12 protein-coding genes and 1 tRNA gene are annotated in these 12,412 nt (G+C 68.3%); 2 read left to right on the top strand and 11 right to left on the bottom strand.

Annotation, left to right across the window (positions count from 1 at the left end):
- Position 1: 1 nt before the first annotated feature.
- The 7 genes from cas5 to CP975_RS02655 form a co-directional block, all read right to left on the bottom strand.
- Complete coding sequence (gene cas5 / locus CP975_RS02685; RefSeq protein ID WP_055528778.1) at positions 2-679, bottom strand: CRISPR-associated protein Cas5; 678 nt, start codon at positions 677-679, stop codon at positions 2-4.
- A 108-nt stretch (positions 680-787) separates the two neighbouring features.
- The gene (cas7i, locus tag CP975_RS02680; RefSeq protein ID WP_055528779.1) at positions 788-1,816 is read right to left on the bottom strand and encodes a type I-B CRISPR-associated protein Cas7/Cst2/DevR; all 1,029 of its coding nucleotides are present in this window, start codon (positions 1,814-1,816) and stop codon (positions 788-790) included.
- Positions 1,817-1,818: 2 nt separating this feature from the next.
- A complete protein-coding gene (locus tag CP975_RS02675) occupies positions 1,819-3,204 on the bottom strand; it encodes a hypothetical protein (protein ID WP_055528780.1) in 1,386 nt (461 codons plus the stop codon).
- Positions 3,204-3,746 (bottom strand): CRISPR-associated endoribonuclease Cas6, encoded by a 543-nt coding sequence (locus CP975_RS02670; RefSeq protein WP_199782917.1) that lies wholly within the window; start codon positions 3,744-3,746, stop codon positions 3,204-3,206. The genes CP975_RS02675 and CP975_RS02670 overlap by 1 nt, the downstream gene beginning before the upstream one ends.
- 1,370 nt (positions 3,747-5,116) lie before the next feature.
- Positions 5,117-5,521, bottom strand: a complete 405-nt coding sequence (locus CP975_RS02665) for an SPDY domain-containing protein (protein WP_055528782.1) — start codon at positions 5,519-5,521, stop codon at positions 5,117-5,119.
- Between the two features lie 13 nt (positions 5,522-5,534).
- A complete protein-coding gene (locus CP975_RS02660) occupies positions 5,535-5,810 on the bottom strand; it encodes a DUF317 domain-containing protein (RefSeq protein ID WP_150476528.1) in 276 nt (91 codons plus the stop codon).
- 133 nt (positions 5,811-5,943) lie between these two features.
- Positions 5,944-6,019 (bottom strand) — tRNA-Arg (locus CP975_RS02655).
- Between the two features lie 209 nt (positions 6,020-6,228).
- On the opposite strand from CP975_RS02655, the gene CP975_RS02650 reads away from it, so the two are divergent.
- Together CP975_RS02650 and CP975_RS02640 are read left to right on the top strand one after the other, a co-directional pair.
- Positions 6,229-7,116 carry a DUF5655 domain-containing protein gene (locus CP975_RS02650; protein WP_055528784.1) on the top strand — a complete coding sequence of 296 codons (888 nt, stop codon included), beginning with the start codon at positions 6,229-6,231 and terminating at the stop codon, positions 7,114-7,116.
- Between the two features lie 701 nt (positions 7,117-7,817).
- Positions 7,818-8,843, top strand: a complete 1,026-nt coding sequence (locus CP975_RS02640; RefSeq protein WP_055528786.1) for a helix-turn-helix domain-containing protein — start codon at positions 7,818-7,820, stop codon at positions 8,841-8,843.
- Positions 8,844-8,933: 90 nt separating this feature from the next.
- Here CP975_RS02640 and CP975_RS02635 read toward each other — a convergent pair whose 3' ends face one another.
- The 4 genes from CP975_RS02635 to CP975_RS02620 form a co-directional block, all read right to left on the bottom strand.
- Positions 8,934-9,776, bottom strand: coding sequence for a ribosome-inactivating family protein (locus CP975_RS02635; protein WP_055528787.1), 843 nt, complete (start codon positions 9,774-9,776; stop codon positions 8,934-8,936).
- Positions 9,777-10,074: 298 nt separating this feature from the next.
- Positions 10,075-10,947 (bottom strand): alpha/beta hydrolase, encoded by an 873-nt coding sequence (locus tag CP975_RS02630; protein ID WP_055528788.1) that lies wholly within the window; start codon positions 10,945-10,947, stop codon positions 10,075-10,077.
- A 22-nt stretch (positions 10,948-10,969) separates the two neighbouring features.
- Positions 10,970-11,821: an alpha/beta fold hydrolase gene (locus CP975_RS02625; protein ID WP_055528790.1), complete on the bottom strand. Its 852-nt coding sequence runs from the start codon at positions 11,819-11,821 to the stop codon at positions 10,970-10,972.
- Positions 11,822-11,857: 36 nt separating this feature from the next.
- Positions 11,858-12,400: a DoxX family protein gene (locus CP975_RS02620; RefSeq protein WP_150476525.1), complete on the bottom strand. Its 543-nt coding sequence runs from the start codon at positions 12,398-12,400 to the stop codon at positions 11,858-11,860.
- Positions 12,401-12,412: the final 12 nt, after the last annotated feature.

Below are 12,412 nucleotides of genomic sequence, written 5' to 3'. Positions count from 1 at the left end.
TTCATCCTTGGGCCGCGGCGTGTACGGGGTGGGCTGGGGGGAGCAGGATCAGAGCCTGGCCGGTTTCTGTGACGTAGTCGGCGTCGATGGCGGCGTCCGTGCCGGTGCTGGCGTAGCGGTAGATATCCCACTTGGTGCGGGCTCGATTGAAGGAGATGGAGGTGGGGAGCCGCATCTGTTCACCGTTGTCGGTGGTGAGTGGATCTGCAGGGGTGGTGTGGGGGATGACGGCGTGGCCCTGGGGTCCGCTGCGTTGCTCGGTGAGGTGGACGCGGCGGGTGCGTGCGCTGGCGAGGTCCTGGGAGCGTCCCAGGTGCAGTGGCCAGACGGGGGTCCGGATGGCGGCCTCCCACATGTCGAGTTCGGCGGTCAGCCAGGTGGTGAGGGTGATGTGGGTGAGGAAATCGCGGTCCTTGATGGTGGCGTTGCGGTAGGCAGGTTTGGCGGAGGCAGGGTGGTAGCTCTCCAGGTCTGTGCCGGAGCCTTTTGCCGTGAAGGTCATGGCGAACCGTGTATTCTCGGGGACTTTGTCCCAGGTGCCGACGGTGGCGGCGAGCATGCCGCCGACGGTGCTTGGGGGAGGACAGGGAAGGCCGACTTGCATGCCTTGGTAAAGAGGGTTGCGGAAGCTGGCGATGGGCGCGGTGACGGTGATCTCGAGGGCTTCGGCAGGTGCCACGGGTTCTCCTGGCTGTTCCTGGTGAGCTGGTCTTCCGGCCGGGTACGGGGCTGCGGGGAGGGAGCCGGATCAGGCGCTGGGACCCTATGGGGCGGATGAGTGGGGGGCTTAGTCCTGGAACCAGGTGTCGTGATGGCCGGTCTCGATGGCCTGGGCGAGGTTCGTCAGGACGACGCGGGGGTGGTCGATGATCAGACGGCCGGCTGTGATCAGATCGTCCAGTTCGGCGCGAGCGCTCTCGCGCTGGTCGCCGAGGAAGCCCGGGGCCCAGCCCAGGTGCACCGTCCCGTCGAGGACATCGGCCCAGGCTGCAATTTCCTCACGGAGGGTGTCCGGGAAGAATCGGATCTCTCCCTCGACCGGTGCCAGGATCCGGGTGAACGGCTGGTTCCCTCCCTGGATCGGAGCCAGGAGGATCAGGGCTGGTGTCCGGTCGCCGTAGTGCGCTGCACCACTGGCTCCGCCGTGCATCGAGGCCAGCGTGCGCAGCAGCAAGCCCACGCGTCGACGGCGCTCCTCGATGGGCAGCAGGATGCCGGTGTTGCCTCGGCGGGTGACTTCGACACAACCGGCTCGGAGGGCTTCCTTGACTGCCTCGTCGGAGAGGGCCGCCTTGCGGACCCTGCCTTCCTGTTCGAAGAAGCCGACCCGCAACAGGTCAAGGCGCAGGTCCCCTTGGAGCGCTGCGGTGTAGAACTCGTGCTCGTGCAGGATGGGGTTGGCGCCGGTTGGCAGGCCCCGGCTCATGGTGCAGAAATCGCGGGTGGGCCGTTCCGGGGCGACGGAGACGAAGGTGCCCGTGGACAACACGGTGTCCCGCATGTGCTGGGCAGACTTGGTGGCGGCCATGTAGCCGAAGAGGTCGTCGTCGGTGTGCCGGTCGGGGCGGCCGGAGGTGTAGGACTGCTGCTTGGCGTCCTTGCCGTTGATGATGATGGGTGAGGGCGTATCGGTGTCGGGGAAGCTGTCCCTGAGCATGCGGCGCCACCACTGCGCAGATCCGTAGGGGTAGGTCTTGCCACCGGTGCGGTGTTGCTTGACCGGGGTGACGTTGCCCTGGTCGGCGGTGCCGCGCCCGTTGTTGGGGGCGCCGGCCTGGATGTCGAGGACGGCCTTGCCGGTGAGGTACACGCTCATGGTCAGCTCTCTTCCTGGTCGTTCGTGTCGAGGGTCTTGAAGTCGTCGTCGGTGGTCGTTTCGTCGGTGGCCTCGAGCGTGGCTCCGCGGGCGCAGAGTTCCTCGAAGACGGCGACGAAGAGGAGTTCGCGGGCGCTCCAGGAGCTGTTGCCGGAGTCGAAGAGCGTTCGCCACTGGGGGACGCTGATAAAGGGGGAGTTCGCGGCGTCGGCGGGGCGCTTCTTGACCCAGTCGGCGATCTCGCTGCGCAGCCAACTCTTGAGGTCGTTGGGCCTGCGCGTGGCGACGACGAACTTCTTGAGGCGCTTGTCGTCGTCGGTGGCGACGACGTCGGCGATACGGCGGGCGATGGTGGTGACGTGCCCGACCTCCTTCTCTAGCACGTGCAGGACCTCCGTGAGGTAGGAGCGGATGAGGGGGGTGAGATGCGGAACCGAGGCCGGGATGCCGCCGGTGTCGGTGATCTGGTCGCGGAGCCAGGCGGTGGCCCGATAGGGGATCTGTTCAGGCCGGTTGAAGGCTCGCCAGGCGAGCATGCGCAGTCCCGGAACCTTGGCGGTGGCCTGACTTTCAGCCAGGTACCGGAATCCGGTGCGGCGCTGGGAGTCCGAGGCGGTTGTCCGCAGCCACTCGGCGAGGGCCTGGTTCATGTCCTCGACCTGGAACTTCATATCCCTGGTGCTGTTGCTGAACTGGATGCACTGGACCCCGGCGGTGATACGGCGGTCCCACCAGCGCAGCGTCCGCAGGGCGGTGAGCTCGACCGCGAACGCGCCACCGCCTCGTTTAAGGTCGCCCCGGACGGCCATGCTCCGGCAGTTGACGGGCACCGCGCTGCGGGTGGCGCGAGCCATGAACCGCTCATCCCACGAATGGACGCCTTGCAGGAGACCACCGCCCGCGGTGAACGCGTAGGGCAGAGAGTGGAAGCTGCTGACGCAGGGAAAGCACAGCGGATTGCCCTGATGGTCGGGGGCGGTGGTGTTGCGGTGCTCGACGCTGGCCCCCAGGGGGATGTCGACGTTCCCGTACCAGGCGCAGGCTGGCCTTCCGCACAGCGAGCACGGCGCGCCGGGCCACTCCTCGACCGGAGGTGCCGTGCGCCAGGCGGTGATCCCCTCAGCTGTGCACTTGCTCTTGTAGTGCAGGGCGCAGTTGGGCCACAGCGTGTACGAGACGCCCTTGAGGTACCAGCCGGCGCTGCCCTTGACGACGGTGCTGGCAGCGATGAGGTCGTCGATCATGCGCTGGACGACCTGATGGAACTGGTCGCCGGTGACTGTCTCCGGGTGAGCTGCTCTGGCGAGGGTGGCGATGGCGTAGGCGCCCGAACGTTGCAGAGGATGTGCGGTGAGCCGGAGTTCGTCCTGGGCGGTGGTGGTCGTCATCAGGACCTCACCCAGCCAAAACCAGCCGACGTCGCTCCACCGATGCCACAGGACCACAGGGCCTGGAGCGCCGCAGGCGCCCCCGACACGTCGACCTCCACAGCCGCGCCGGTCTTCTTCCCCCAGCGCACCGGGCCTGAGGTAGTCGTGCCGTGGCCGACGACCGAGAAGGACCGCTGGGGCCCGATCCAGGTAATGGCCTCTAGAGACGCCGAGCCGCAGTCGAAGGTCTCCGCCTTTCGGTGAAGGCTGTGACTCAGAGCGACGTCAAATCCCGTCTCGCCCGGAAGGACCCACGTCCCTCCTCTCCGGCTGCCGTCGGGTGCCCGCGTCACCTCGCTCTTGACGGCGATGGGGTTGACGGTGCGGAACCGCGCCCGGCCGGAGGCGAAGGCCGGCGGAACGAGGCGTGTCACGGCGTTGATGTTCAGCGCCACGCCGCCCCAGTCCAGGAGGGGAATCGTCGCGAAGTCCTTGGCAAGCGCTTCGATAATCTCGCCTACAGGGCTTCCGAACTCGACGGTGCCGCTCCCCCCGGCCACGTAAGTGCCCTTGATCCGAGGAGCTCCAGGGAACCCCGGGGTGCTGTGACCGAAGGGCGCCATGCGATGTGGCCCCCATCCGCCGTCGTGGACCTTAGCGCCGAGCTGTGGTGCCTGACGTGCGAGTGCGGTGTAGACGATGGCGCGGCCAGGTGCCATGACCTGGTCCCACGGGATCTCCCGTGCCCTTGTGCTGACGTGGACGCGGAGACGCATATTCCCCCCTTCCTGCTGGTCAGCGGACACGTGTGTGTCCGCAAAGGGATGCCAATTTCGGTACGTGAAATCTCTCTGCGGAAATCGAGATACCGGCATGCCTATCACAGCCAACTCATCGGCCGTGGCCCGAAGTTGAAGGTCTATCAGCGGCCACTGACAACGGCAGTGGAGGTGGCCAAATGCAGGCATAAGTGGTCGGTAGCGGTCGCGTATGTGTGAGTTCCCAAAGGAGTGGGGTACGGTCTGCCGCTAGCCGCTCCAGGTAGGCCCTGGGAGCGCTCGCGATCTTGAAATCTTCATGCCAGTCATCGCCCCTTCGAGGGGTCACAACGCGTAGTCCCGGGGAGAGACGGCCCGGCCCTGGCTGTCCTCATCGACCCTTCGAGGGGTCTCAACAGGTCGAGCTCGCCGAGGTGCGCCTCGAATTCCTCGCGTCCTCATCGCCCCTACGAGGGGTCACAACTACGAAAGGGCGAACCCGAGGGCGGCGACGGCCAGTCCTCATCGGCCCTACGAGGGGTCACAACAGCGTGACCACCTTGATCCCGACTTCGCGGAAGGCGTGTCTTCATCGGCCCTACGAGGGGTCACAACAACGTCGGCCACAGGGCGGCGGCCGCGCGGGCCAGGTCCTCATCGACCCTGCGAGGGGTCACAACCTGATGGCTGAGCTGCGCGGCCTGCGCACCCCGGCGGGTCCTCATCTCCCCTACGAGGGGTCACAACATCATGTCGGCGGCCTGGAGCGCGACGGCCGCGAAGAGTCCTCATCGCCCCTAAGAGGGGACGCAACCGGCGGATGCGGTAGAAGGCGACTCCGGTGGCGGCGGTCCTCATCGATCCTACGAGGGGTCACAACACCTGGCCGTACCGGCGGGTGCGCAGTCTTCCGGAGTCTTCATCGCCCCTACGAGGGGTCACAATGTGAGCACCGGGAATCCGCAGGCGGGTGGACAGATCGTTCTCATCGACTCTACGAGGGGTCACAACCGGGAATGAGCGCGGGCGCCCGGACAGCGACGACGACCAGTCCTCATCGACCCCACGAGGGGTCGCAACGGGTAGCCGCATGCAACCGAAGTGCTGGAGGACGCGTCCGTCCTCACCGCGCCGGATTGGCGGGGAGGCGGAGTCCTGTGCAGGGTCGGGCTTCATCGGCCGTGGCCGGGAAGGCGAGTGTCCGGGGTCGCTTTGGCCACCGGAGCCGGGACTAGCGTGGTGCGGAGCGCCAGGCCGTCAGCTGCTGGATGTATGAGGCGGCGGGCTGAGCCCTCGGCCATTTCGAAGGTGATGTACTGCACCAGGTCCGCGGGGGTGTTTGCGGAGAGTTGGAGTGCCCAGGCCGGTTGGTGGGCGGTGTGGCCGCCCCAGATGGTCCAGGTCGGGAGGGGGCTGTTGGGCCTCTGGGAGGCGAAGGCGTCGAACTGTACGCCGCCTTCCTGAGGGCCGTGGGCTTCCCAGGTGAGGTAGCGCCCGTCGATGGTGTGCTTCCACTCCGCGTCGGCGAGCGGCTCCGTCGCCTCAGTGATGGCGGGGGAAGGGGGGGGCTGCTCCATGCGTTTTCGGCGGCTATCGCGTCGGCAGTGCGCTTACGACCGCGGTCGGTGTGGAGGCGGTGCCCGTGCCGTGCCAGAGGCGGTCACTGACCGGCGTCTCGTACGCGGCGAAGGTCCACTTGGTCTCGCGGTTTTCGGCGTCGTGGTCGAAGATCGCGCGCAGCGTCAGGGACTCGTGGTTCGCGATGGTCGTGGAGTCTTCCCAGGTGCGGTACTTCTGCCACTCGCCCTGCTCTTCCAGGAACGTGTCCAGCAGGGCCTCATGGTCGCCGGGGTCGGCTGCGTACACCGGCACCGGCTCCGTCAAGGGAAGCGATGGAGAGGGTGGCGGATGAGGTACTCCTGAGAGAAGGGTGGTGGATGATCCGCCTCTCGAGTCGGGGCAAATCAGGCAAAACGCGGCCGACCTGACGTGACGTCAGTGGCGCCCCAGGCAGGACTCGAACCTGCGGCCAAGCGCTTAGAAGGCACGTGCTCTATCCGCTGAGCTACAGGGGCTGACCTGCGAAAACGCAGCTTCCTGGCCCTGTCCCCCAGGGCGCGGGGGACACATGGGGGAATCGTAGATCCCTGGTGGCTGGGGGACGCGAGCTGCCTCCAGCCAGGCCGTATGTAGGGTCTCACACTATCTTCACGGCTCCGAAGCCTCTCGCGGAAACAACCTGCACCCTATCGGCGTTGGTGATCTCCGAGCCGAGGAGGGGAAGGTGTCGGGCCTGAAGCTGTTCCACACGACAAATAGCGGCATGACCGAGGTCACGCCGCGGCTGGCTGCGGTCGAGGCGGATGTGCAGGACCTCGTCGAGGCCCACATGGAGACGATGCTGGGCGTCACCTTCCTGGCGAGCGAGTTCGTCATCGACTGTGTCGACGGCGGGCGGATCGACTCGCTGGGTCTCGATGAGAACGGCGCGCCCGTGATCGTCGAGTACAAGCGCGGCACCAACGCCGGCGTGATCAATCAGGGCCTCTACTACATGGCCTGGCTGACGAACCACAAGGACGCCTTCCGGAACCTGGTCCGCGACCGGCTCGGGGTGACGGCCGCGTCCCAGATCCTGTGGAGCGCACCCCGGCTGATCTGCGTTGCCAGCGACTTCACCCGCTACGACGCGCACGCCGTACGAGAGCACCGGCGCTCGATCGACCTGGTCCGCTACCGCTACTTCGGCAGCGACCACTTCGGCCTGGAGACCGTAGCCTCCGTCACGGGTCACTCGGCTCAGGCCAAGCGGGTGCGCCGACGAGCGGCCGGGGCGCCGGTCCGGGAGCGGGACGGTGCGATGGCTGAGCTGGCCCAGGCGGTCGACGAGGTCCTGGTCGGACTCGGGGACGGTGTGACCCGGGTGCAGCGCAAGCAGTACCGCGCCTACCGGCGGCTGCGGAACTTCGCCAGCGTCTGCCCGCCCCAGCAGACCAAGCTCCTCGTCTACCTCAAGGCCGACCCGAACGAGGTCGACCTTGTTCCCGGCTTCACCCGGGATGTAACGGGGCTCGGCCACCACGGCACGGGTGACTTGGAACTGCAACTGCGTACGGAGCGCGACCTGGAGCGCGCCGGAGACCTTCTCCGCCTCAGCTACGCCGCGGCATAGAGATCCCCCGCTACGGCATCGGCCCAAGCGGAGTGTGGAGTTGTGGGCTGTCGTCGTGACGCTGCCTTTCGACGTGATGGGCAGGGAATGGCGGTGGACCACTAATGGTGCGGAGGATCCCCGGTTTCGCTAACCGGGGATCCTGTGCTAGGTGCCGAGGGGCCCTCCGCTCCCTCGGCTTCAGTGCCCGAATGAGGTGTGTCAGCGCAGCGGATCGTTCCGCAGGTGCGCCGGCAGCTGCCGCTAGAGCCGCCGTTGTGCCGCATAGCCATCCTGGCCATCTGTGAACTCGCGGGCCTTACTGATCGTTTCGAATGAGATTCGTAGACGGTGGAGGCGTACGTCCGGCCCTGCAGCCGACGCCAGGCCGTGACGCCGGAGCGGCCCACGGTCTCGGCCCGGACATCGCGCCAGGGAAGACCGGTTCGCGAGGCGTACATGATGCTGCCGAGCGCCGCCCGGAATGGTTTGAGTCTTTCGGGAGCAGGCGGCGGCAACGGGGCCACCTGCACCTACAGGTCTCCAGGAAGGACCAGCACACACCCAGTCATCCTGACGACCGAGATCGCAAGCGCGGGACCCTCGACCGGATTCTCGCTAGATCGTTCAGTCCGGTCCTGCCTTGTCACCGGTGCTGCCACCCGTTTGACTTTGCTTGGGCGCCTGTTTGTCGAGTGGTGCTCGGGGGAGGTGATCAGCAGGTGTTGATTGACAGTACGGTCATGGCGCCTGGCGAGCGGGCTGAGGCGATTCGCGAGGTGATCTGGAGCAGTGTCGTGCGGGTGGAGATCACTCATCAGCCCGACCCGCGGCTCATCCGCACCTCGGGGGTGATCAGCCGTGTCGGGCCGTTGACTGTCTGCTCGGTACGCGCCAACGCCACCATCGTCCGGCGTACTCCCGCACTTGCCCGGGACGACATGGAGCCGAGCGTGTTCGTCGGGCTGCAGGTCACCGGCAGCAGCATGGTCGTGCAGGACGACAGGGAGGCTGTGCTGCGTCCCGGCGACCTAGCGCTGTACGACACCACCCGCCCCTACACACTCCTGAACAGAGACGGGATCCATCAGCACTACTTCCGCGTCCCGCGCGCCGAACTCGCCCTATCTGAAAGGCTGTTGAAGCTTGCGACAGCAGTGCCGTTCAGTCACCGGGACCCCCTGTCCGATCTCACCGCCACGTACCTGCGGCGGATCGCCCGCCGGCAGGCCCGGTCTGCGGCGTCTCCCACCCCCGGCTTGGAGGCGGCTGGCAGGCCGAGCATCGAGTTGCTGCGTGCTCTCATCGCAGCTCGGCTCGGTGATCACCGCACAGCGTTCCAGGCTGCGGACGAGACCCTGTGTCTGCGGGTCATGGACTTTGTCCGGACCCACCTCGGCGATCACGACCTGACGCCGGCTCGTGTCGCGGCCCACCACCACATCTCGCTTCGCCAGCTGTACAAGATCCTGTCCCGAAACGGTGTGCACCTGGGTGAGTGCATCCGGTCGCAGCGGCTCGAACGCTGTCGTGAGGAACTCGCGTCCGCGTCGGCACGCCACCGGCCGATCGCCTCAGTCGGGTACCGGTGGGGCTTCCCGAATGGCGCCCATTTCAGCCGCACCTTCAAACAAGCCTTCGGCCTCACCCCCAGGGACTGGCGGGATCTGCACGCCGTCAGCCGTGAGAGCCCGGTCGGGTCGGCCGGCATAACGTCAAGGCCACGGAGCGATGAGTCCTCTGGCTGACGGTGGCGGTCGGGACCGGTCCCGTACCCGCGCGCCGCCGGGTCGGCGAGCCGGTGGCGCGCAGGCTGGGAGTGCTGGTCGCCTGCTGCGTCAGCGCCTCCGTTTGTACCCGTTGAGTTCGATGTACCCCAGGTTGGCGATCAGTGCCGCCACGCTTGGGTAGTACCGGCTGTAGTTCTGGGAGCCGATGGTGAACCCGGGGCCGGAGGGGTTGGCGAGCCTCTCGTACACCCAGGTGGAGAGGTTGCTCCAGCTCTGCTCCAAGGCCACGCCGAAGGGGCCGATCGCCGTCGACGTGTTGCTCCTGATGTTCTGGCGCACCACGTCGAAGATGTAGCCGAAGCGGGCGGCTTCGGCGGTCGCACCGATGATGTCGACGAGGTACGAGCCGACGGTGCGGGTGCCGGCTTCAGAGCCGAGCAGCTCCTGTGTCCTGCGCAGGGTGAGCAGTCCGTTCTGAAGGTTCTGGGGAGTGAGCTGTCGCTCCGCCCGGGCGCCGCCGTCCGGCAGGTTGGCGTAGCTGCCGTTCCATGGCAGGTGGAAGGCCCGTACTCCCAGGACGCTGTCGAAGGCGGCGGGGTAGCCGTCGGGGAACACGTAGTGGCGGTTGCCCGTGCCGTTGGACTGACCGGGCTGGTAGAAGCCGGCGAGATAGAGGGTGTTGGCCCAGAAGTACAGGGATACGGCGTGCTGCCCGGCGTAGTTCACCCGGACCTGGATCAGCCGGTTGGGGGTCGTCGTGGTCTCGTCCAGGACCTGGTAGAAGTCGTGGCCGCTGATGCGGTGAATCTGGTCGATGACGTTCCAGTACCGGTCGTGGTGCCCTTGGCCGCCATGCTCGAGACCGGTGATGTCCCAGTCGACGACCGTGAGCGGCTGGGTAGGGTCGGCGTGGGCGGTGGGTACGGACGCGCCCAGCATTGCGATCGACATGGCGAATGTCACCAGGAGGCCGGCAGTATGCCGGGCCCCCCGTCGGCACAGTCTGGCGATGATCATGTGATGCTCCTTGTTCTGTCCGTGGGTATGGATCTGGTCAGCGGCTGCGGGCGGGGCTGCCTGGCGAGCGGTGCTCCCTGGCCGGACTACCGGGCGTGGCCTGTCTGCGCTCGTCGTGGGCCGGTCCGGCCTGTCGGACGCGCCGCTCGGCTGTGCTGCCTGTGCTCCGGTTCGAGGTCGGACGCGGGGAGCGGTCAGGTCCCGGACGCCGGCGGCAGCTCCCGGTCGTGTTCTAGGAGGTGGGGTCGGCGAAGCGACGGACGAAGGCCAGGGCGGTGTCGGCGACCTCGCGCCAGCCGTGGTCGATGGTCAGGGAGTGGCCGCGGCCGGGGATCTCGGTGATCTCGGTGACGGCGTGCTCGTTGTGGGCCTGCTTCTTGTAGGAGGCGTTGGCGATGGCCCAGGGGACGGTGTGGTCCTTCTCCCCGGAGATGACCAGCAGCGGTCCGCGGTCGGCGGAGGTGGTGTCGACCTTGGCCTCGGTCCACGGGTTCACGTTCGCCGCGGCGGCCTGGAAGAGGGGCTCTCCCGGGGCGGGGACGGCGAAGGTGTCGTACAGCTCGCGGGCCTCTTCCCCGCTGACGGCGTTGGCGAAGGCGTAGCGGAACTGCTCGTAGGTCAGGGGGACGGCCCGGTGGTAGTTGGCCGGGTTGCCGAGGACGGCGCTCGCGGCCCGCAGTGAGGACAGGGGCAGTGGCAGGACGCCGCGGAAGGGTGCCGGGTCGATGGCCACCGATGCCCGGGCCAGGCCGCGTCCGGCGGTGATCTGGGTGATCAGCCCGCCGAAGGAGTGGCCGATGACGACGGGCTTGCGGTCGAGCTTGCCGATGAGGTCGCAGAAGTGGTCGGCGACCTGGCCGACGCTCTTGCCGGCGAAGACCTCGGGGTGGGCGTTGGCCTCCTCGACGGTCTGCGGGTCGTCGGGCCAGCCGGGGGTGAGGGGCGCGTAGCCTGCCTCCTCGAAGACGGCGGCCCAGCGGGCCCAGCTGGTGGGCAGCAGCCACAGGCCGTGGATGAAGACGACGGGGATGCGGCCGGAGGAGTTGGCCGTCTCGATGCGGGTGAGGTCGCGTGCGTAGGCCGCGGTCGGTTCGAGGGATGACACGGGTGGCTCCTCGGGGGCGGGTTCAGGGGGTGACGGTCCGGGCGGCCGAGCGGATCAGTGCGGTGACGGCGTCTGGCCTGGCGTGCATCGGCAGGTGGGAGGTGGGTACCTCGACCGTGCGGGAGCGGGCGCGGGCGGCCTGGAAGTGCTGGAGTTCGGGGACGATGCCCCGGTCCCGGGTGGTGACCAGGGTCCACGACGGGACGGTGTGCCAGGCTGCGGCGCTCACTCGGTCGGTGAACGCGGACGCACTGAGCGGGCGTTGGCCCGAGGCCAGTACCCGGGTGGTGGAGCGCGGGACGTCCTGGGCGAAGACCTCGTGATATCGGTCGGGGCGGATGTAGAGGTCGACAGCGGTGGTGCCGTCGGGTCCGGGGACGGGGACGGGACTGAGGGCGGCATCGAGTTGGGAGCCGGGGAACCGGGCGGCGAGTTCGCCGAGGATTTCTCCGTTGTCGGGGATGAACGCGGCCACGTAGACGAGGGCTTTGACATTGGGCGCGGTGGCGGCGGCCTGGGTGATGACCGCCCCGCCGTAGGAGTGGCCGACCAGGACCACGGGTCCGGGGACGGCGGCGAGCCGGGCGGCCACCTGGGCGGCGTCGTGGGTGAGGCCGCGCAGCGGGTTGGCGACGGCGATGACCGGGTGGCCGCTGTGCTGGAGCCGTTCGGTGACGGGGGTCCAGCTGGAGGCGTCGGCGAATGCACCGTGGACCAGGACCACGGTCGCCGTCCCGCGCTGGCCGGGCCGGGCGCCGGACTCGGCGGGCGCAGGCGCGGCGGTGGCCGGGGTGGCTGCTGCGGCGGTGAGTGCTGTCGCGGCGCCGGCGGCGTAGTTCAGGGTGCGGCGTCGGCTCAGTGGACGGCCGGTCATGGTCGGGGTCCTTCCGGGGGCTGGGACACGGTGGAGCTATCGGGCGCCGGTGCGGTCACGGGGATGTCGGCGGTGTCTGGGGGCGGGTAGGGGTGGGTGGTGCAGCAGGGCGCGGACGGCGAGGCCGCCGGCCACACCGAAGGCCAGTGCCGCCGCGGCGGACCAGCCGGGCCAGTGGGGCAGGCCCAGGGCGTGGTCGGCGGAGAGGCGTCCGGGGCCGGTGAGGGCGAGAGCGGTGGCGACGGCGATGAGGACGAGGGGGTACTCGTAGCCGTCGTGTTGCACCCACAGGCCGTTGGGCCACTTGACGGTGAGAGCGACGGTCATTACGCCGATGGCCCCGGCGGCGGCGAGCGGGGTGAGGGCTCCGGCGGCCAGCAGCAGGCCGGAGCCGATCTGGCTGGCTGCCGCGGCGATGGCGGTGAGTGCCCCGCCGCGGAAGCCGTCGTGCCGGAACTCCTCGGTGCCGCCCGCCAGGCCGCTGCCGCCCAGCAGGAAGCTGACCTTCTGCACGCCGTGCGCGGCGATCAGCAGGCCCGTCAGCAGGCGCAGGAGGAGTAGGCCGGTGTCGGTGTCCATGATCGGGGTTGC

It is taken from the genome of Streptomyces alboniger (assembly GCF_008704395.1).
GTDB classification, from domain to species: domain Bacteria; phylum Actinomycetota; class Actinomycetes; order Streptomycetales; family Streptomycetaceae; genus Streptomyces; species Streptomyces alboniger.
Note: the sequence above shows the minus strand (reverse complement) of the source record. Positions and strands in the feature narration are given on the sequence as shown.

Coding starts and splice junctions, on each gene's coding strand:
- CP975_RS02665 (WP_055528782.1), bottom strand. CDS start 5,521: ATGGAGCAGCCCCCCCCTTCCCCCGCCATCACTGAGGCGACGGAGCCG.
- cas7i (WP_055528779.1), bottom strand. CDS start 1,816: ATGAGCGTGTACCTCACCGGCAAGGCCGTCCTCGACATCCAGGCCGGC.
- CP975_RS02635 (WP_055528787.1), bottom strand. CDS start 9,776: ATGTCGATCGCAATGCTGGGCGCGTCCGTACCCACCGCCCACGCCGAC.
- CP975_RS02620 (WP_150476525.1), bottom strand. CDS start 12,400: ATGGACACCGACACCGGCCTACTCCTCCTGCGCCTGCTGACGGGCCTG.
- CP975_RS02625 (WP_055528790.1), bottom strand. CDS start 11,821: ATGACCGGCCGTCCACTGAGCCGACGCCGCACCCTGAACTACGCCGCC.
- CP975_RS02675 (WP_055528780.1), bottom strand. CDS start 3,204: ATGACGACCACCACCGCCCAGGACGAACTCCGGCTCACCGCACATCCT.